Annotated in this window: 17 protein-coding genes; 8 read left to right on the forward strand and 9 right to left on the reverse strand. The window is 64.2% G+C overall.

The window, feature by feature from the left end:
- Complete coding sequence (locus J2751_RS04405; RefSeq protein WP_209483529.1) at positions 1 to 1,290, reverse strand: adenosylhomocysteinase; 1,290 nt, start codon at positions 1,288 to 1,290, stop codon at positions 1 to 3.
- A gap of 69 nt (positions 1,291 to 1,359) precedes the next feature.
- Positions 1,360 to 2,679, reverse strand: a complete 1,320-nt coding sequence (locus J2751_RS04410; RefSeq protein ID WP_209483531.1) for an amidohydrolase — start codon at positions 2,677 to 2,679, stop codon at positions 1,360 to 1,362.
- Positions 2,680 to 2,786: 107 nt separating this feature from the next.
- On the opposite strand from J2751_RS04410, the gene J2751_RS04415 reads away from it, so the two are divergent.
- Both J2751_RS04415 and J2751_RS04420 read left to right on the forward strand, forming a co-directional pair.
- Positions 2,787 to 3,683, forward strand: a complete 897-nt coding sequence (locus J2751_RS04415) for a PHP domain-containing protein (protein ID WP_209483534.1) — start codon at positions 2,787 to 2,789, stop codon at positions 3,681 to 3,683.
- Positions 3,684 to 3,706: 23 nt separating this feature from the next.
- Positions 3,707 to 4,057: a dihydroneopterin aldolase family protein gene (locus J2751_RS04420; RefSeq protein ID WP_209483536.1), complete on the forward strand. Its 351-nt coding sequence runs from the start codon at positions 3,707 to 3,709 to the stop codon at positions 4,055 to 4,057.
- A 33-nt stretch (positions 4,058 to 4,090) separates the two neighbouring features.
- On the opposite strand, the gene J2751_RS04425 is transcribed toward J2751_RS04420, so the two are convergent.
- The 5 genes from J2751_RS04425 to J2751_RS04445 all read right to left on the reverse strand — a co-directional run bounded on the left by J2751_RS04425 (position 4,091) and on the right by J2751_RS04445 (position 8,042).
- Positions 4,091 to 5,713 carry a GTPBP1 family GTP-binding protein gene (locus J2751_RS04425; RefSeq protein WP_209483538.1) on the reverse strand — a complete coding sequence of 541 codons (1,623 nt, stop codon included), beginning with the start codon at positions 5,711 to 5,713 and terminating at the stop codon, positions 4,091 to 4,093.
- Positions 5,714 to 5,864: 151 nt separating this feature from the next.
- Positions 5,865 to 6,233 (reverse strand): rhodanese-like domain-containing protein, encoded by a 369-nt coding sequence (locus J2751_RS04430; protein WP_209483539.1) that lies wholly within the window; start codon positions 6,231 to 6,233, stop codon positions 5,865 to 5,867.
- Positions 6,234 to 6,287: 54 nt separating this feature from the next.
- Positions 6,288 to 6,869 (reverse strand): magnesium transporter, encoded by a 582-nt coding sequence (locus J2751_RS04435; protein ID WP_209483541.1) that lies wholly within the window; start codon positions 6,867 to 6,869, stop codon positions 6,288 to 6,290.
- The gene (locus J2751_RS04440; RefSeq protein ID WP_209483543.1) at positions 6,869 to 7,438 is read right to left on the reverse strand and encodes a magnesium transporter; all 570 of its coding nucleotides are present in this window, start codon (positions 7,436 to 7,438) and stop codon (positions 6,869 to 6,871) included. Before J2751_RS04440 ends, J2751_RS04435 begins: the two co-directional genes overlap by 1 nt.
- A 61-nt stretch (positions 7,439 to 7,499) precedes the next feature.
- Positions 7,500 to 8,042 (reverse strand): NADPH-dependent FMN reductase, encoded by a 543-nt coding sequence (locus tag J2751_RS04445; RefSeq protein ID WP_209483545.1) that lies wholly within the window; start codon positions 8,040 to 8,042, stop codon positions 7,500 to 7,502.
- 110 nt (positions 8,043 to 8,152) lie between these two features.
- Between J2751_RS04445 and J2751_RS04450 the strand changes: the two genes are divergently transcribed.
- The 3 genes from J2751_RS04450 to J2751_RS04460 all read left to right on the forward strand — a co-directional run bounded on the left by J2751_RS04450 (position 8,153) and on the right by J2751_RS04460 (position 10,716).
- Entirely contained in the window at positions 8,153 to 9,532 is a 1,380-nt protein-coding gene (locus tag J2751_RS04450) for a phosphoglucomutase/phosphomannomutase family protein (protein ID WP_209483547.1), read from the forward strand.
- A 191-nt stretch (positions 9,533 to 9,723) separates the two neighbouring features.
- Positions 9,724 to 10,467, forward strand: a complete 744-nt coding sequence (locus J2751_RS04455) for a DNA polymerase sliding clamp (protein ID WP_209483550.1) — start codon at positions 9,724 to 9,726, stop codon at positions 10,465 to 10,467.
- Between the two features lie 42 nt (positions 10,468 to 10,509).
- On the forward strand, positions 10,510 to 10,716 hold the full coding sequence (locus J2751_RS04460; RefSeq protein WP_209483552.1) for a DUF1328 domain-containing protein: 207 nt from the start codon (positions 10,510 to 10,512) through the stop codon (positions 10,714 to 10,716).
- A gap of 709 nt (positions 10,717 to 11,425) precedes the next feature.
- Here J2751_RS04460 and J2751_RS04465 read toward each other — a convergent pair.
- Complete coding sequence (locus J2751_RS04465; RefSeq protein ID WP_209483554.1) at positions 11,426 to 11,746, reverse strand: hypothetical protein; 321 nt, start codon at positions 11,744 to 11,746, stop codon at positions 11,426 to 11,428.
- 239 nt (positions 11,747 to 11,985) lie between these two features.
- On the opposite strand from J2751_RS04465, the gene J2751_RS04470 reads away from it, so the two are divergent.
- Positions 11,986 to 13,593 carry a Na+/H+ antiporter NhaC family protein gene (locus J2751_RS04470; RefSeq protein WP_209483556.1) on the forward strand — a complete coding sequence of 536 codons (1,608 nt, stop codon included), beginning with the start codon at positions 11,986 to 11,988 and terminating at the stop codon, positions 13,591 to 13,593.
- A gap of 408 nt (positions 13,594 to 14,001) precedes the next feature.
- Here J2751_RS04470 and J2751_RS04475 read toward each other — a convergent pair whose 3' ends face one another.
- The gene (locus J2751_RS04475) at positions 14,002 to 14,520 is read right to left on the reverse strand and encodes a hypothetical protein (protein WP_245202614.1); all 519 of its coding nucleotides are present in this window, start codon (positions 14,518 to 14,520) and stop codon (positions 14,002 to 14,004) included.
- 114 nt (positions 14,521 to 14,634) lie between these two features.
- Between J2751_RS04475 and J2751_RS04480 the strand changes: the two genes are divergently transcribed.
- The gene (locus J2751_RS04480; RefSeq protein WP_209483558.1) at positions 14,635 to 14,928 is read left to right on the forward strand and encodes a DUF433 domain-containing protein; all 294 of its coding nucleotides are present in this window, start codon (positions 14,635 to 14,637) and stop codon (positions 14,926 to 14,928) included.
- Between the two features lies 1 nt (position 14,929).
- Positions 14,930 to 15,283 carry a DUF5615 family PIN-like protein gene (locus J2751_RS04485; protein WP_209483560.1) on the forward strand — a complete coding sequence of 118 codons (354 nt, stop codon included), beginning with the start codon at positions 14,930 to 14,932 and terminating at the stop codon, positions 15,281 to 15,283.
- Positions 15,284 to 15,600: the final 317 nt, after the last annotated feature.

The raw sequence follows: 15,600 nt of genomic DNA on the forward strand, positions 1-15,600 counted from the left end.
TTAAGTGCCGTGCTCCCAGCTGCCCATGTACTCGCGCTGTTCGGCGGAAAGCGAGTCGTGGTCGACGCCCTCGGCGGCGAGTTTGATCTCGGCGACCTCGCGGTCGAGGTCGTCGGGAACGTCGTGGACGCCGGCCTCGTAGGCCGCACCGTTCTCGGCGAGTTCGCGGACGACGACCGCCTGAACGCCGAAGCTCTGGTCCATCACCTCGACCGGGTGGCCGAGCGCGATGGGGGCAGCGAGGTTGACGAGGCGACCCTCGGCGAGCACGTTGAGCACGCGCCCGTCGGGCATCTCGAAGCCCTCGACGCCGTCACGCGCCTCGAAGCGGTCGACCGCGAGGTCGTCGAGCTCCTCTAAGTTGATCTCCACGTCGAAGTGGCCCGCGTTCGCGAGGAGCACGCCGTCGGACATGACCTCGAAGTGCTCGCGCGTGATCACGTCGCGGTTGCCCGTCGTCGTGACGAACACGTCGCCTTTCTGTGCGGCCTCCGCCATCGGCAACACCTCGTAGCCCTCCATGTGGGCTTCGAGCGCCTTGCGCGGGTCGACCTCACAGACGATCACGTTGGCGTTCTGTCCGGCCGCCTTCTTCGCGACGCCCTTCCCGCAGTAGCCGAACCCGCCGACGACGACGTTCTTCCCCGCGAACGAGAGGTTCGTCGTCATCGCGATGGTCGCCAGCGAGGACTCACCCGTGCCGTGAACGTTGTCGAACAGCCGCTTCATCGGCGTGTCGTTTACCGCAAAGACAGGGTAGTGAAGCTCGTCCTCGTCGTCCATCGCGCGCAGGCGGTGGACGCCGGTCGTCGTCTCCTCGGCTCCGCCGATGATGGAGTCGATCAGCTCGGGGTACTCCTCGTGGACGAGTTTGACCATGTCCATCCCGTCGTCGACCGTGATCGTCGGCTCGTGGGCGACGACCGCGTGCATCGCGTCGTAGTACTCCTCGTCGCCGACGCCGCGCACGGCGTAGGAGGTTATCGACTCGTGCTCGTTCAACGCCGCGGAGACATCGTCGTGCGTCGACAGCGGGTTACAGCCGGTGATCGCGACCTCCGCGCCACCCTCGGCGAGCAGCTCGACGAGGTTCGCGGTCTTCGCTTCCACGTGCATCGCCATCGCGATGACCTCGCCGTCGAGGGGCTGCTCGGCGACAAACTCCTCGCGCAACGACTCCAGGATCGGCATGTGCTGGAGCGCCCAATCCATCTTGCGGCGGCCCTCCTCGCGGGCCGAGTCGGGATCTGACAGGTGGTGTGTTACCGGCGAATACGTGCTCTCGCTCATGTCCATCGGTTGGCTCACCGCGCACTAAACGCTGCCGACACGGGCGGAAGAACGGAATCGCGATCTCGATCAGCCCGCGTCTTCCGCGCGAGCGACGACGCCGGCCGCGGCCTCGGCGGCGCGCTCGCGGACGGCCTCGACATCGAGGGTGAGCACGTCCCGGTCGCGCATCAGCACCTCGCCGTCACACACCGTGTGGCGCACGTCGTGTCCGCTCGCGGCGTACGCGAGGTGCGAGACGAGGTCGTGAACCGGCGTCAGGTGTGGGGCGTCGAGGTCAACGACGGCGAGGTCCGCGGCGGCTCCCTCTGCGATCCGACCGCCCGGGAGCCCGAGCGCGTCCGCGCCCGCCGCGGTCGCCATCTCCACGACCGCCTCGGCGGGGACGGCGCTGGCGTCCTCGGCGGCGAGCTTCCCGACCATCGCGGCGTCGCGCATCTCGTCGAACAGGTCGAGGTCGTTGTTCGAGGCCGCGCCGTCGGTGCCGAGCGCGACCGTGACGCCCGCGTCGCGCATGCGCTGGACAGGGGCCATTCCGCTGGCGAGTTTCATGTTCGAGGCCGGACAGTGGACGACGGCGGTTCCCGACTCCGCGAGCAGATCGATCTCCGCGCCGTCGACGTGGACCCCGTGCGCGAAGAAGTCTTCAGGGCCGAGCACGCCGATGTCGTCCGCGTACTCGATCGGTCGCTGCCCGCCCTCGTCGACGATCGGATCGACCTCGTCGGTCGTCTCGTTGGCGTGGAGGTGGATCGGGACGCCAGCCTCGCGCGCCTCGTCAACGCCCTCCCGGAGGAACTCCTCACCAACGGTCGTCAAGGAGTGCGGCATGAACGCGGTTCGGATCCGGCCGTCGGCCGCCCCGTCCAACTCCGCAGCGACGGCGAGGCTCTCCTCGACGTCGGCGGCCGCCGCCGCGTCGTCCTTGCCGACCGTGACGGCACCGTGCCCGAGTCGTGCGCGCAGCCCCGCGCGGTCGACGACGTCCGCCACGCGGTCCACCGCGAAGTACATGTCCGCGAACGCGGTCGTTCCCGACCGGATCATCTCGACGACGCCGAGTTCGGCACCCGCCTCGACGTCGTCGGGCGTGAGTTCGGCCTCGACCGGCCAGATGTCCTCGCGAAGCCACGCATCGAGCGGTTTGTCGTCGGCGTACCCCCGTAGAAGCGTCATCGCGACGTGCGTGTGTGCGTTGACGAGCCCGGGAATGACGAGCGATCCCTCAGCGTCGAGGGTCTCGGTCGCCGCATCCGTCGCGTCCGCGACCTCGTTCGGGGCACCGACCGCACGGATCGTTCCCGCGTCGCGATCGATGACGACGTCCGCCCGCTCCACGCGACCGTCCGGCCGCAACGCTCGCCCGCCGGTAACACACAGGGTGTTCATACGCTCCGATCCCGTCGCCCGCACCAAACGCCTTCGGTTCCGACGTGCCAGACGGAAGTTCTCCCAGTTGCTCTCGATGCGGCAGCAGAGGACAACTGTTCGGATCGATGTCGTTCCCCGATGGCCTTACTCCGGTCGAGGCCCTCCGTTCGATAGTGACGGTCGACATCCACACACATACGTCCTACTCGGACGGGTCCGGAATCCCGCTCATGCTCGACGCCGCCGAGTCGGCCGGGCTCGATGCGGTCGGGTTCGCGGACCACTGTAGCCTGAGCCGAGCGTGGCGGGACGAACGGTTGCTGTGGAACCGCAACTTCGATCGGACGTACACCCGTCGCCGCGAGGCGATCGGGATCGCCGACGCCCGCACCGACCTGTCTGTCTATGACGCCGTCGAGATGGATTACGAGCCCGCATTGGAGCCCGCGATCGAGGCGTTCCTCGACGACGCCGGATTCGACTACGCGCTCGGAAGCGTCCACTACGTCGCCGGCAAACAGGTGTTCCCGTTCGAGTCGTTCACCGATGTGAGCGACGCAGAGCGTCGGGCGTTCGTCGACGACTACTACGACGCGGTCGTTTCGCTGGTCGACTCGGAGCTGTTCGACGTGCTCGCACACGTTGATCTCGTGGAGAACCATCCGGCGCTCAACGGACTCACCACCGACGCCCATCGGGAGCGGGTCGCGGCCGCCTGCGCGGACTCTCGGACCGTTCCGGAGATCAACGCCGGTCGAGCCGGGGAACGGGGCGAGTTCGATCTCTTTCACCCCACCGAACCGTTCATCCGAGCGTTCCGCGACCACGGCATCCGGTTCGTCGTCGGGACCGACGCACACGACCCCGAGGATTTCGCTGACCGGGTGCCACTGCTGGAACGATGTCTCGAAGAGCAGGGAATCGAACCGCTTGAGGTTGAGACGCTGTGTAGCGAAGTCGACGGTGGCCGGTCGTCGAGCGCTTCCGAGACGGGCGTCCCGGATCCCTCCGAAGCCCCTTAGGCCGACGCGACCGCAGTGTCGACATGGCAAGCGACGCTCAGCAGGCGTGTTTCGAGGCGGGGATCAAGTTCGGCTCACTGTACCACCAGTTCGCGGGAACGCCCGTGAGCCCGTCCAGCACACGAAGTCTGGAGACCGCGATGGCGGAATCGATCGAGAACCAGCCCTTCTGTGAGTCCGTGAGCGTCGAGATTCACGATGACCGCGTCGCGGACGCGATCGATCACGAGAACGGGTACACCGAACTTACGGGGTCGCTGATGGATGTCGAGATGCGAATCGACCACGAGGGGGTCGTCGTCAACACTCAAATGACGATGCGGGACGGCTATCCGCTGATGGAGTTGGTCTCGGTCGTGGACGGCGGCGATTGAGGACGACGAGGGTCAAAAGAGGACCGGGGACCGTCACTCCACGTCGCGGACGGTCCCGACGCCCTTGCTCGATCCCTCGCGGAAGACGAACCGCTGCCCTTCCTCGATCAGATACGGACGGAACTTGAATCGGACTCGCGCGTGACCGGTGTCGCCGGGGAGCAGCCGTCCCTCCGCGGGATCGAACACCGCGGCCTCCGAGAGCGTTTCGAGGTGGACAACTGGCTCGTATCCCTCCTGTATCCGTGTCGGATGGTTGAGCACCATCACCTCGGCCTCGAACTCCCGGACCGGTTCCGGGTCGCTCTCTCGGGGGACCAGGGCCATCCCGCGCTCTATTTCGGACTCGTCGACGCCTTTGAGCGCGATGCCGACGATCCGGCCGGCGGTCGCCTTGTCGACGCGGTGGTAGTGCATCTCGATCGAGCGGACCTCGACCTCGCGGAACGAGCCGTCAGCCATCGGTCCTAAGAGGAGTTCATCGCCCGCCTCGACCGTTCCGGAGTTGACCGTGCCGGAGGCGACCGCGCCGACGCCAGTTACCTTGTAGCTGCGGTCGATGTACATCCGGAACGCCTCGCGCTCGGGTGTCGCGCGCTTCGGGAGCGACTCGAACAGCCGATCAAGCGTGTCGATCCCCTCGCCGCTTACCGCGCTGGTTCGGAGCAGCGGAACGACCCCTTCGCCGACCTCTGCGACCGCGACATCGACACCGTAGCGATCGACCAACAGTGGCGTCTGGCCGGCGTCACGCAGCATCGACTCGACCTCGCGTTCGACCGCGGCGAGTCGCTCGTCCGAGACGGCGTCCGTCTTCGTGACGGCGACGAGGGTTGGCAGCTCCGTCGCGAGCAGGATCCCGAGGTGTTCCCGGGTCGTCTCCGTCGGGCCGTCGTCGGCTGCGACCGCGAGCAGGCCGTAGTCCAGCTTCTGGCCGACGAGTCCGCGGATCGTCGTCCGGAGCCACGGCTCGTGGCCGACCGTGTCGACGAACGAGACCAGCCGGTCGGCCTCCTCGACGATCCGCGCTCGGTCCGACTTCCGGTGCGGGTTGTCCATCCGAACCGGCTCGTCGGCGTCGTCCGCGAAGCCGTACACCGCGTACGAGAGGTCGGCGGAGAGGCCGCGTTCGACCTCGTGGGGCTGGACATCGAGGAAGCCGCGGGTGCCGCCCTGCCCGTCGTCGGCCCGTCCCGTGACGAGCGTGCCGACGAGCGTCGATTTCCCGTGGTCGACGTGGCCCGCCGTCCCGATCACGAGGTGGTCGTCGTCAGCCTCGAACATCCCGCCCTCGCGGACGGTGGCGAGCCCGACGAGCCCTTCGTCGTCGCCGTTGCCGTCCGCGCCCGCGCTCCACGTCTCGACGTCGGCGATGTGGGCGTCCGCCTCCTCGGCAAGCAGCGAGAGCACGTCCATCGTCTCCGAGAACGTCTCCGGAGCGATCCCCGCCAGTCCGCCGTCGTCGGTGACGCCGAGGACGTAGGTGGCCTCTCCGTCGCCCGAGAGGACGCGGTGGCGCAGCTGGGCGACGAGCGACTCCATCCGACCGTCCGCGAGGTGTACCTCGCGGGTGAGCCGTTCCTTGAACTCGATCGCGCCGCCGTCCCGTTCGCCGCGCTCGATGGCCCGCCGTAACGCGGACCGGTCAGCGCTCATACCCGCCCGTAGGCGACAGCCGGGCTTAACGGTTTTCGTGGTAGCGATCCCCACGTGAACGGATCGCTATAGAGATGCGTGGACCGGAGCAATCCCGAACCCGTCCCGTGTCGCGGATCTCGACTCACTCTCAATTGTAAGCAAGCGACGCTCACCGGATCGTCCACCACAGCGACCGGAGTCGATACCCCCACGACCCTTTTTGATACCCGTTCCAGCCGCTCATACCGCCGGCGAGCGTCGTGGCGTCGTATCCCTGCTCGTCGAGGAACCGCGTCGCTCGCTTGGCGACGATCCCCATCTTACAGACAACGACGACGGGCTCGTCGTCCGGAATCTCGCCGAGTCGCTTCCGGAGCGCGGACTTGTCACCCCTCTGGAGGTCGTCGTACACCGGGACGTTGTGGCTGCCGTCGATCGCGCCTGCCGCGAACTCCGTTTCCGGCCGGATGTCGAGGAGAAACGGTCGGTCGCCGGCGTCGAGACGCTCGTCCAGTTCGTCGGGGCGGATCCTACTCATACGATGGAATTGTACTAAAAGCACAAAGCCGTGGTGTTTCGTCTGGGGCGGACCTCAGATCGCCGGCAGCCACCACGCCGAGACGCCGATGAAGATCACCATCCCGAACACGTCGACGACGTTCGTGACGATGGGGATCGTCGTGTCGTCGGGGTCGATCCCGAGCCGATAGGAGCCGTACGTCGCGAGGAAGCTGAACACGACCGCGATCACTGCTACCGACATGCCGCTTATAAGCGAGATGACGAGCAGGTCGGCGAGTCCGAGCGGCGCGCCGATGATCTGCCCGATTGCCCACGCGCCGAGGGCGAGAGCGGTGAAGATCGTCGCTGCCAGCCCGAACACGGCACCGACGTTCGCCCACAGGGTGCGGTCACGAGGGTCGAAGTCGGTCGTCCCCAAGTGCATTCGTGTCGAGAGCCGCGAACTCAGGATTGCGCCGAGATTCCCGCCCATATCGACCATCGTCGGCACCATCACCGCGAGCAGCCCGTACTGATCGAGCAGTTCCTCGGCGTCTTCGAGGGTGATCCCCGCCCAGAGAACGATGATAGAGAGGACGACGAGAAGCGGGAACATGTTGGTCACGATCTTGCGGGTGTCCCACGACCCCAGCGAGCCGCTCGGAACCACCATCAGATCAGCACCTCAATGACGATCACAGCGAGGAACAGGAACGCCATGCCGAACACGTCACCCAGCGTAGTGACGATCGGTCCCACAAGGTTGTCCGGGTCGTAGCCGGCTTTATATCCGGTGAAGATGAGCAACAACAGCCCGAATATCAGCACAAACGACGTGAGCACGCCCGCGATGAGCATGATCCCCACCAGTTCGACGAGTGCGGCCGACTCTCGTCCGAGAAGTGTGAGCGCGCCCCACGAGATGAACCCGATCACGATCGAAATACCGATTCCATTAATAAAGGACGCGAGCACGGCGTTTACCAGTCGTTCGCTCCGTTCAAACCGCGGGTCGATCAGCCCTTGATGTAGGCCGCTGGCGATCCGTCCGCCGAGTGCGCCGTACACGTTCCCACGCGTTGCGAGAAACACGGGAACCATGACGAGCAGTCCGGGGAACCGATCGACACTTTCGAGCATGCCCTCGAGAACCAATCCGGCAAACAGTCCACCTCCGAGTGCGATAACGAGAACGGGGAGCGCCTCGCGGTAGATCGACCAGAAGTCACGACGGACACTCATAGAATGTACTGACCCAATTTTTGTTTAAAACTACCGGAAGAGACGATCGCTTCGGGCGTGGTCACGGGTCCGTGTCGGGCAGTCGCTCCGCGTGTTCAACGACGACACGTCCGAGGCGCTCCGTACGGTCTCGTAGCGAGTCGTCACGAAACGTTCCGTCGGCGGCGACAGCCGAGGACGCGCCTCGGATACCCACCTCATGGGGGACGACCCACGCGTGGACGTTCCGGAACGTCGACCGGAGGTGTTCGAGCGTGCCTCCGTACGAACCGCCACCCGCAGTCGTCAACAGGCCGACCGCGGTGTACTCGTACTCCTCGGAGCCGCAAAAGTCGTGGAAGTTCTTAAAGGTCGAGGAGTAGGAGCCACGGTACACCGGCGACCCGGCGATCACGCCGTCGGCCTCGCGAACGATCGCTTTCAGCCGGTCGCTCTCGCCTTGTTCGTCCTCGTTGGGGTGATATAAGGGGAGATCTACCGCACCCAGATCGATGAGATCCGTCTCCGCGCCAGCCCTCGCAGCCGCGCCGAGCGCCACACGAAGGGCAGCCTTCGTCGTGCTGTTCGTCCGCCGGCTACCGGATATGGCGACGACCCTCGTCATACCGGCCCCTCGCGGAGGACGGGCAAAAACGCGGCGAGTCCACCCCGGAGTTCGCTCAGATATCGACGACGACACCGGCCATTATGGTCCCGGCCGTCGAGAGTGTAGCTATGGATCGGATCTCCTTCGGCACCGATGGCTGGCGAGCGACGCTCGACGTCTTCACCGACGAACGGGTGCGGATCGTGGGACAGGCAGTCGCGGACCACCTCGACGCCGCTGGCCACGACGACCCGGTCGCGGTCGGCTACGATGCGCGCGAGACCTCGGAAGGGTTCGCCGAGAGTCTCGCCGACGTGCTGGCGGACAACGGGTTCGACGTACTCCTTCCCGAGCGGGACGTGCCAACGCCGGTGATTGCCTACGCCATCGTCGACAACGGACTTTCAGGTGCGTGTATGGTCACCGCGTCACACAACCCACCCGAGTACAACGGCGTGAAATTCATTCCGAGCGACGGGGCACCAGCCCTGCCGGACGTAACCGAGGATGTCGTCGATCGGCTCGCGGAGCCGACGTTCCTCCCCGAACCCGAACGGGGAACGATCGAGCGACGCGACTTCGTTTCCGCACACGCCGACGCGGCCCGTGAACTCGTCGACGCCGACCTCGACGGGCTCACGGTCGCATACGACGCAATGCACGGCAGCGGCCGGGGCGTCACGGACGTGCTGCTCGAATCCGCCGGCGCGGAGGTCCACCGGCTGCGCTGTGACCGCGACCCGACGTTTGGCGGGGAGCCGCCGGAGCCGAGCGCGGAACATCTCGGGGGGTTGGCCGAGTTGGTCACCGATCCCGGCAGCGACGTCGACCTCGGGATCGCCAACGACGGCGACGCCGACCGGATCGCGGTGGTGACGCCGGAGCGCGGCGTGCTCGACGCTAACCTGTTTTACGCCGCCTGCTACGATCGCCTCTTAGAGACGGACACCGGCCCCGCGGTTCGGACCGTCTCGACGACGTTTCTCGTCGACCGGATCGCAGAGGCTCACGGCCAAGAGGTGTTCGAGACGCCGGTTGGATTCAAATGGGTCGCGGAAGCGATGGGGGAACACGACGCGCTGTTCGGCGGCGAGGAGTCGGGCGGGTTCTCCGTCCGCGGGCACGTCCGTGAGAAGGACGGCGTGTTGATGTCGCTGCTCGCGGCCGACGCGACGACCGCGGAGCCGTTCGACGCACGCGTCGATCGCCTGCTCGACGAGCACGGCCACATCGCGGCCGGGAAGGTGTCGATCGACTGTCCGGACGACCGGAAGGCGGGGGTACTCGACGAGCTGGAGGACCACATCCCGGAGTCCGTCGACGGCCACGCGGTCGCGAAAGTCGTCACGCTTGACGGGTTCAAACTGCTTCTGGAGAACGGGTCGTGGCTGCTCGTTCGCCCCTCGGGGACGGAACCGAAACTCCGGGTCTACGCCGAGGCCGACGACGACGACCGCGTCGAGTCGCTGCTGGCGGAGGGTCGCGAACTCGTCGAACCCCTCGTCTGATGGGCGTGTCGCGGTGGCCGTCGCATCGCGTGGCTCCGACGCCGTGCGGTACTGCTCGCCATCGTCGCCATCGGCCGGCTGATCCGGGTGCTGTGACGGCCCGTCCGCGCGGCGTCGAGTCCGACGTTCGACCCGGAGCGATGGCAGCGATTGGGTGGCTTTTTAGGGGATACCGCCGTAGCTGAACGTATATGTTCAAGGCCATCGTGGACGCGTCGACGCTACAGGACGCGCTCGATTCGGTGAGCGTGCTGGTCGACGAGTGTAAGATCCGTCTGAACGAGGAGGCCCTCTCGATCCGCGCCGTCGACCCCGCCAACGTCGGCATGGTCGATCTCACCCTAGAGGCCGCCGCCTTCGAGTCCTATGAGGCCGACGGCGGCGTCATCGGCGTCAACCTCGCACGACTGGAGGACATCGCCGGCATGGCCAACTCCGGCGACCTGATCCACCTCGAACTCGACGAGGAGACCCGCAAACTCCACATCGAGACGGACGGACTCTCCTACACCCTCGCGCTCATCGATCCCGACTCGATCCGCCAGGAACCCGACATCCCGGACCTCGATCTCGCCTCCGAGATCGTCGTCGAAGGTGCCCAGATCGACCGCGGGATCAAGGCCGCCGACATGGTCTCCGATCACATCCGCCTCCGCGTCGACGAGACCGACGAGACGTTCTTCATCGAGGCGGAGGGCGACACCGACGACGTCGACCTCGAGTTGACCCGCGAGGACCTCATCGCGCTCACGGCCGGTCCCGCCGACTCGCTGTTCAGCCTCGATTACCTGAAGGACATGAACAAGGCGATCCCCGGCGACGCCGAGGTCACCATCGAGCTCGGCGAGGAGTTCCCCGTCAAGCTCCACTACGGCTTCGCCGAGGGGCTCGGGCAGGCAACGTATATGCTAGCCCCGAGAATTCAGAGCGACTGACTGGCACGCCACCGTTTTCCCTCCACGGTGCGGAACGCAGGTATGTCACAGACGATAGCGCTCGCGACCGCGCTCACGCCAGCACAGGTACTCGGTGACGGCGTGCTCGGCTGGGCGATCACCTTTTTCCTGTTGGCGGTCATCGCCGGTATCGCCGGGTTCCGAGGCGTCGCGGGCGTGACGATGCGCGTCGCGAAGATACTCGTCGTCGTCTTCCTCGTGCTCGCCGTGATCAGCTTGCTTTTATAAGCGACCGACTTCGTTGAACGGCCGCTTTCAGACGTGCTATCGAACGGCACGACCAGCCGATCGGGCTGCTTTTTGAGTGATATCGGGAGTGGGTATATCGATACGGTGTGGTGGCTGTTTATAAGTGGGATAGTGGTGTTGTTGGCGGCTGTTTATAAGTAGATGGTGCTGTGGTGAACAGTTCCACATCTCTAACTGTTCATTTATAAGTGGTTGAGTACGGATCGTCGGTGAACACTTCCAAAGCCCCAGCCTGCTCCGGTCGAGGGGCTCGCTGCGCGCTCAAAAGGGCGAGCATAGCGAGCCCTTTTGAGTGCTTGCGTCACCCGTCTTCCCGGAGCAGGCTGCCCCTTTGAGCCCCACCCCACACAGCACCCGCACCTCACGCCTCCCCAGCCTCGCCGGAACGGCGCTTAAAGCGCCGTTCCGGGCTCCAGCGAGAATCGAAGATTCTCTGGCAGCCGGCGCGGAGCGCCGGCGACCTCGCGCCGTCGGTTCGCGCCCTTTTAAGGGCGCGAACCGGGGCGCGCCACCGCGGTGTTCATTTATAAGTGGTCGTCGCAGCCGCTCACAGTCCTTTTAAATACGATCACGTTGCTGCCGATTTGAGAGACCCACTCCCGCCGTCACTCACGACTGCGCCTGTACTGACCGCAGGAAAAAGTGTCATTTCTATGGATTTCAACAGTCCCGATTCATCCTAATTCCGCTATCTCTCTCTCTCGTCGATCGGGCCAAAGGAATTGAGAAGAATCCACAGAATCGTCAGCAGGAGCGCTGCGAAGAGAAACGATCTCGACCATTTCCGCTGATCCGCTGGTGATATGTTCCATCTAGTCGCTGCCCATCTCGTCCAAACCATCCCGGACAGGAAGAGCGATACACCGATGGCTCCGGTATGCACAACACCATATAACGAATACGGCAGAAACAGAAGGCTGAGCGCAATAATTAGCCCTCCAACGGTCATCGCTACTGCCGGTAACACACGGAACGTACTGCCGCTCTCAGGTGCTTGTTCGGCACTCATGACACGGTTCCCGACTACAATCGCAGTAAAATGTAGGTATATGAAACCATACGGTTGATACGCAGACAGGAACACCGCCGGTCACAGGGCAACCAGCTCTGGTACCATTTGCGCGCGGTATACCGCACGCGGTTCTTGTCGGAGCCGAAGGAGTTCAACAGAGCCGCCGACAGGGGATCCGAGTCGGAGCGACGGTTTGGCAGGAGCGGTTAAATACTCCGGCGAGTGTGTATGAAGACATGTCAGAGTTCGGCGTCCTCTCGATCGTTCCGCCGTTGCTCGCCATCGTGTTGGCGATTGCCACTCGGAAGGCGATCCTCTCGTTGTTCCTCGGGGTTTGGGCGGGGGCCGTGATATACACCGGTGGGCTGGGACTCGTCCAGACGTTCGACTGGATCATCGCGGCGATCCTCGTCGACGACGGGTTTCACGCGACGATAATCGTGTTCACGCTGCTTTTGGGCTCCGGCGTCGCGATGATCTGGAACCTCGGCGGCTCCTACGCCGTCCGCGACTGGGCGCTGGAGCGGCTCGACAGCCGTCGTGACGCCGGGCTAGTCACGTGGCTGCTGGGGCTCGTGATGTTCTTCGACGACTACGCCAACACGGCTATCGTCGGCTCGTCGATGAAGGACGCCTCCGATCAACTACGGATCTCCCGCGAGAAGCTGTCCTACATCGTCGACTCGACGGCCGCACCCGTGGCGACGCTCGGCATCTCCTCGTGGGTGGCGTTCCAACTCGGGTTAATAAACGACGCGTACGACAACCTCGGGGTCGAGGACCCGCCCTCGGCGTTCGAGGTGTTCCTCAGCTCCATCCCGTTTAACGCCTACTCGATCCTCGCTATCGCGATGGTCGGGATCGTCGTCCTCACCGGACGGGACTACGGCGAGATGTTGACCGCCGAGCACCGAGCGGCCTCAACCGGAAAAGTGACCCGTGACGACGCGGTCCCGATGCAGGACGTCGAGGCGGAGCTCGGCGAGCCGAGCGCGACCGAGCCGCGTCTGGTCAACTTCTTCGCACCCGTGGGAGTGCTGATCGCGGTCACCGTCGGCTCGGCACTGTGGACCGGCTACGAGCCCGGCGCGTCGCTGTACGACATGGTGATCGCCGCGGACTACGCGGCCGCCCTGCTGTACGGCTCCTTCGCGATGGTCGCGTCCGGATTCCTCCTCGGAAAAGTATACGGAATCTTCGGATTAGGCGAGGCGACGGACACGACCGTTAACGGCTTCGGCATCATGCTCACCGCCGTCACCGTCCTCGTCTTGGCGTGGTCGATCGGCGAGGTCGTGGCCTCGCTGGAGACCGCGGCGTTCATTGAGGGGTACGTCAGCGCGGACTTCCCGACGGCCGTCCTGCCGATCGTCGTGTTGGTTCTCTCAGCGTTCGTCGCCTTCTCGACCGGGACCTCGTGGGGTGCGATGGGGATCATTACGCCGGTCGCGATCCCCGTCGCGTGGTCGCTGACCGGGGACCACACGATGGTCGCGGCCGTCGTCGGCGCGGTGTTCTCGGGGGCGATCTTCGGCGACCACACCTCGCCGATCTCCGACACCTCGGTGTTGTCGGCGACGTTCACCGGCGCGGACCTCATCGACCACGTCCGGACGCAGCTGTACTACGCCGTCACGGTCGGCGTCGTGGCGATACTCGTGTTGCTGACTTGGGGCGTCACCGGGATCACCCCGGTCGCGCTGCTGCCGCTCGGCGTCGTCGTCCTGATCGGACTCGTCTACGGGCTCTCGGAGTTTGACGCGAACCGTCGCGGGGTCGACCCGGTCGCGGCCAACCGACCCACCGAAGACGCGATCGAAACGGACCGAACGAAAGGCGAGTAGTCGGGGTGCGGCGTCCACGCGACTAGTTGAGGAGCCGCCGGCCACCCGACGCACCGGCCACCCGACGCACCGGCCACCCGACGCGTCGTTTATATCCCCTCGGCGGCAACTCTCCTCCGCGTGCCCTCAGTCCCCGCCCGAGTACTCCCGACTGGGAGCGATGACAGCGCGGAGAACCCAGGCACGTGACATCCGGTCGCTACCGTGACCCACAGTCGGTCGTGGACGCGACCCGCCCGTCGCCGCGCAGGCGACCGCCCGCCACGAGGGTTTCCCGGTCGACGCGGCACGCCGCCGGAGATGAGACCGGTCGTTAGTGTTGCGGGCGACATTATGGCTCGCTAGCGCTTCGCTCGTCACGTAACCGGATTTCCCGCAGTGTCCGGGGCACATATGACTCTCGACGAGTCACTCGGATCCGTCAGCGAGCCATTGCCGTAGCTCTGCTTCCTTCTCGTCGTAAATCGTCTCCGGGTGCTGGTCCGCTCCCTGCCGCACGATACGTTTGATCTCTTCGAACAGTTCTTCGCAAAGCGATTCCAACTTCTCCGAATCGCTACGGGAGTGGTCGTTCATGACCGGAAAGTCACTTCGTTCGGAGCGGGATAGTTCCTGGTAGAGTCTGCGAGCGAGCGGTTCGTACAGGTTGTCCACGCGCTTCCAGTCTGCTGTTTCCTCCCGTGACTGGCGTCGATATTCCTTGTCGGTGCTGATCTTCTCTGCGAAATTCCACATGTACGCCTCAGTTTGCTCGCTGAAGTAGAACCACCGGTTTATTAACCAATCCGATTTGGCATCGATTGGCTTGACAATCATCAAGTGATTACTCCCGACCGGACCACCAGTGTCGAAGACTAACGTAGCTTTACATCCGTTTGTTGTTCGCTTGTTTATTGTTTCGCGCACGTGGGTCATTCCCAGCGTCATCACTCAAATACGTCCGGAGTGGCGGTGGGCCACGCCGACTCGATCGACATGTAACTATTTTCTTGTCGATACGCCAGCAGTATGTTTTTGCGGGAGTAGCAGCAACGCTTACGTATGTCTGAGGGAGAATCTCGGCGGATCGAACACAATCTCCTGAGCGAGCCCCATATTCGCGGCCGCCGAATCAGCGTCCGTCAGGTGTACGCCCTCGTTGAAGAGTACGATGAGGATCCGGAAGCAGTTGCCGATCGGTACGATCTCGATGTGGCCGACGTGTATCACGCGCTAGCGTACTATCACGATCACCCACGCAACATGCGCGACGCAGAGCAGAAGCGCGAGAACGTCATGGAAGAGTTCCGGGAATCCATCGATCGTCCGGAAGGCGTCGATCCGGACGCTGCCTGAGATGAGCGATTGGCAGTTTCTGCTCGACGAGAATATCGATCCAAAGACTGCCACGTACGTAGAGAAGGAAGGGATTCACGCCGAGCACGTCCGGGATTCACTCTGGCAAGGAGCCGACGACCAAGAGGACGTCCTACCGTATGCCCGAGAACACGAATTGATCGTCGTGACGAGCGATGTGAAAGATTTCGGTAGAGTACCACCAGAGACTCACGCTGGTATTGTTCTCCTCTATGATGATACGATGCCGGCGTACCAGGTTGCGGCTGGTCTTATTACGATGATCGACGCCAGAACCGATATTCGTTCGATGGCCGTGAGGAACTCGACCCATGGATTTGAGCGAGTATGCTGATTTCACCAGTTCAAGTGCCCAAAATCCTCAAATACACTTCCACCGAGCCTAGTGAACTACCCCTGCCTACTGCGTCCTCAGAAATCTTCGATTTCTGATGTGCGAACGAGAGCTTGCTCTCGTTAACGCTACTCGGCTTCGGCCTGCGTTGCTCCTTGAGGAAGGGGGCTTACCGCCTGTAATCAGCTAAAAGAAACTCGTCCGGTAGTGTTACCGGCGCACATTCCGAATGGCCGTAGCGACATCGCCAGCCACGGAAACGTGCTCGCCACCCGCCAAACGTAACCAGTTCCAATTACTGTACAAGCAGAATAGCT

The sequence above is a fragment of the Halorubrum alkaliphilum genome (genome assembly GCF_017873815.1).
Taxonomy (GTDB): domain Archaea; phylum Halobacteriota; class Halobacteria; order Halobacteriales; family Haloferacaceae; genus Halorubrum; species Halorubrum alkaliphilum.

What these genes read in the sequence shown, in the direction of transcription:
- J2751_RS04405 (WP_209483529.1), bottom strand. Translation starts at nt 1,290, where the DNA reads ATGAGCGAGAGCACGTATTCGCCGGTAACACACCACCTGTCAGATCCC.
- J2751_RS04410 (WP_209483531.1), bottom strand. Translation starts at nt 2,679, where the DNA reads ATGAACACCCTGTGTGTTACCGGCGGGCGAGCGTTGCGGCCGGACGGT.
- J2751_RS04415 (WP_209483534.1), top strand. Translation starts at nt 2,787, where the DNA reads ATGTCGTTCCCCGATGGCCTTACTCCGGTCGAGGCCCTCCGTTCGATA.
- J2751_RS04420 (WP_209483536.1), top strand. Translation starts at nt 3,707, where the DNA reads ATGGCAAGCGACGCTCAGCAGGCGTGTTTCGAGGCGGGGATCAAGTTC.
- J2751_RS04425 (WP_209483538.1), bottom strand. Translation starts at nt 5,713, where the DNA reads ATGAGCGCTGACCGGTCCGCGTTACGGCGGGCCATCGAGCGCGGCGAA.
- J2751_RS04430 (WP_209483539.1), bottom strand. Translation starts at nt 6,233, where the DNA reads ATGAGTAGGATCCGCCCCGACGAACTGGACGAGCGTCTCGACGCCGGC.
- J2751_RS04435 (WP_209483541.1), bottom strand. Translation starts at nt 6,869, where the DNA reads ATGGTGGTTCCGAGCGGCTCGCTGGGGTCGTGGGACACCCGCAAGATC.
- J2751_RS04440 (WP_209483543.1), bottom strand. Translation starts at nt 7,438, where the DNA reads ATGAGTGTCCGTCGTGACTTCTGGTCGATCTACCGCGAGGCGCTCCCC.
- J2751_RS04445 (WP_209483545.1), bottom strand. Translation starts at nt 8,042, where the DNA reads ATGACGAGGGTCGTCGCCATATCCGGTAGCCGGCGGACGAACAGCACG.
- J2751_RS04450 (WP_209483547.1), top strand. Translation starts at nt 8,153, where the DNA reads ATGGATCGGATCTCCTTCGGCACCGATGGCTGGCGAGCGACGCTCGAC.
- J2751_RS04455 (WP_209483550.1), top strand. Translation starts at nt 9,724, where the DNA reads ATGTTCAAGGCCATCGTGGACGCGTCGACGCTACAGGACGCGCTCGAT.
- J2751_RS04460 (WP_209483552.1), top strand. Translation starts at nt 10,510, where the DNA reads ATGTCACAGACGATAGCGCTCGCGACCGCGCTCACGCCAGCACAGGTA.
- J2751_RS04465 (WP_209483554.1), bottom strand. Translation starts at nt 11,746, where the DNA reads ATGAGTGCCGAACAAGCACCTGAGAGCGGCAGTACGTTCCGTGTGTTA.
- J2751_RS04470 (WP_209483556.1), top strand. Translation starts at nt 11,986, where the DNA reads ATGTCAGAGTTCGGCGTCCTCTCGATCGTTCCGCCGTTGCTCGCCATC.
- J2751_RS04475 (WP_245202614.1), bottom strand. Translation starts at nt 14,520, where the DNA reads ATGACGCTGGGAATGACCCACGTGCGCGAAACAATAAACAAGCGAACA.
- J2751_RS04480 (WP_209483558.1), top strand. Translation starts at nt 14,635, where the DNA reads ATGTCTGAGGGAGAATCTCGGCGGATCGAACACAATCTCCTGAGCGAG.
- J2751_RS04485 (WP_209483560.1), top strand. Translation starts at nt 14,930, where the DNA reads ATGAGCGATTGGCAGTTTCTGCTCGACGAGAATATCGATCCAAAGACT.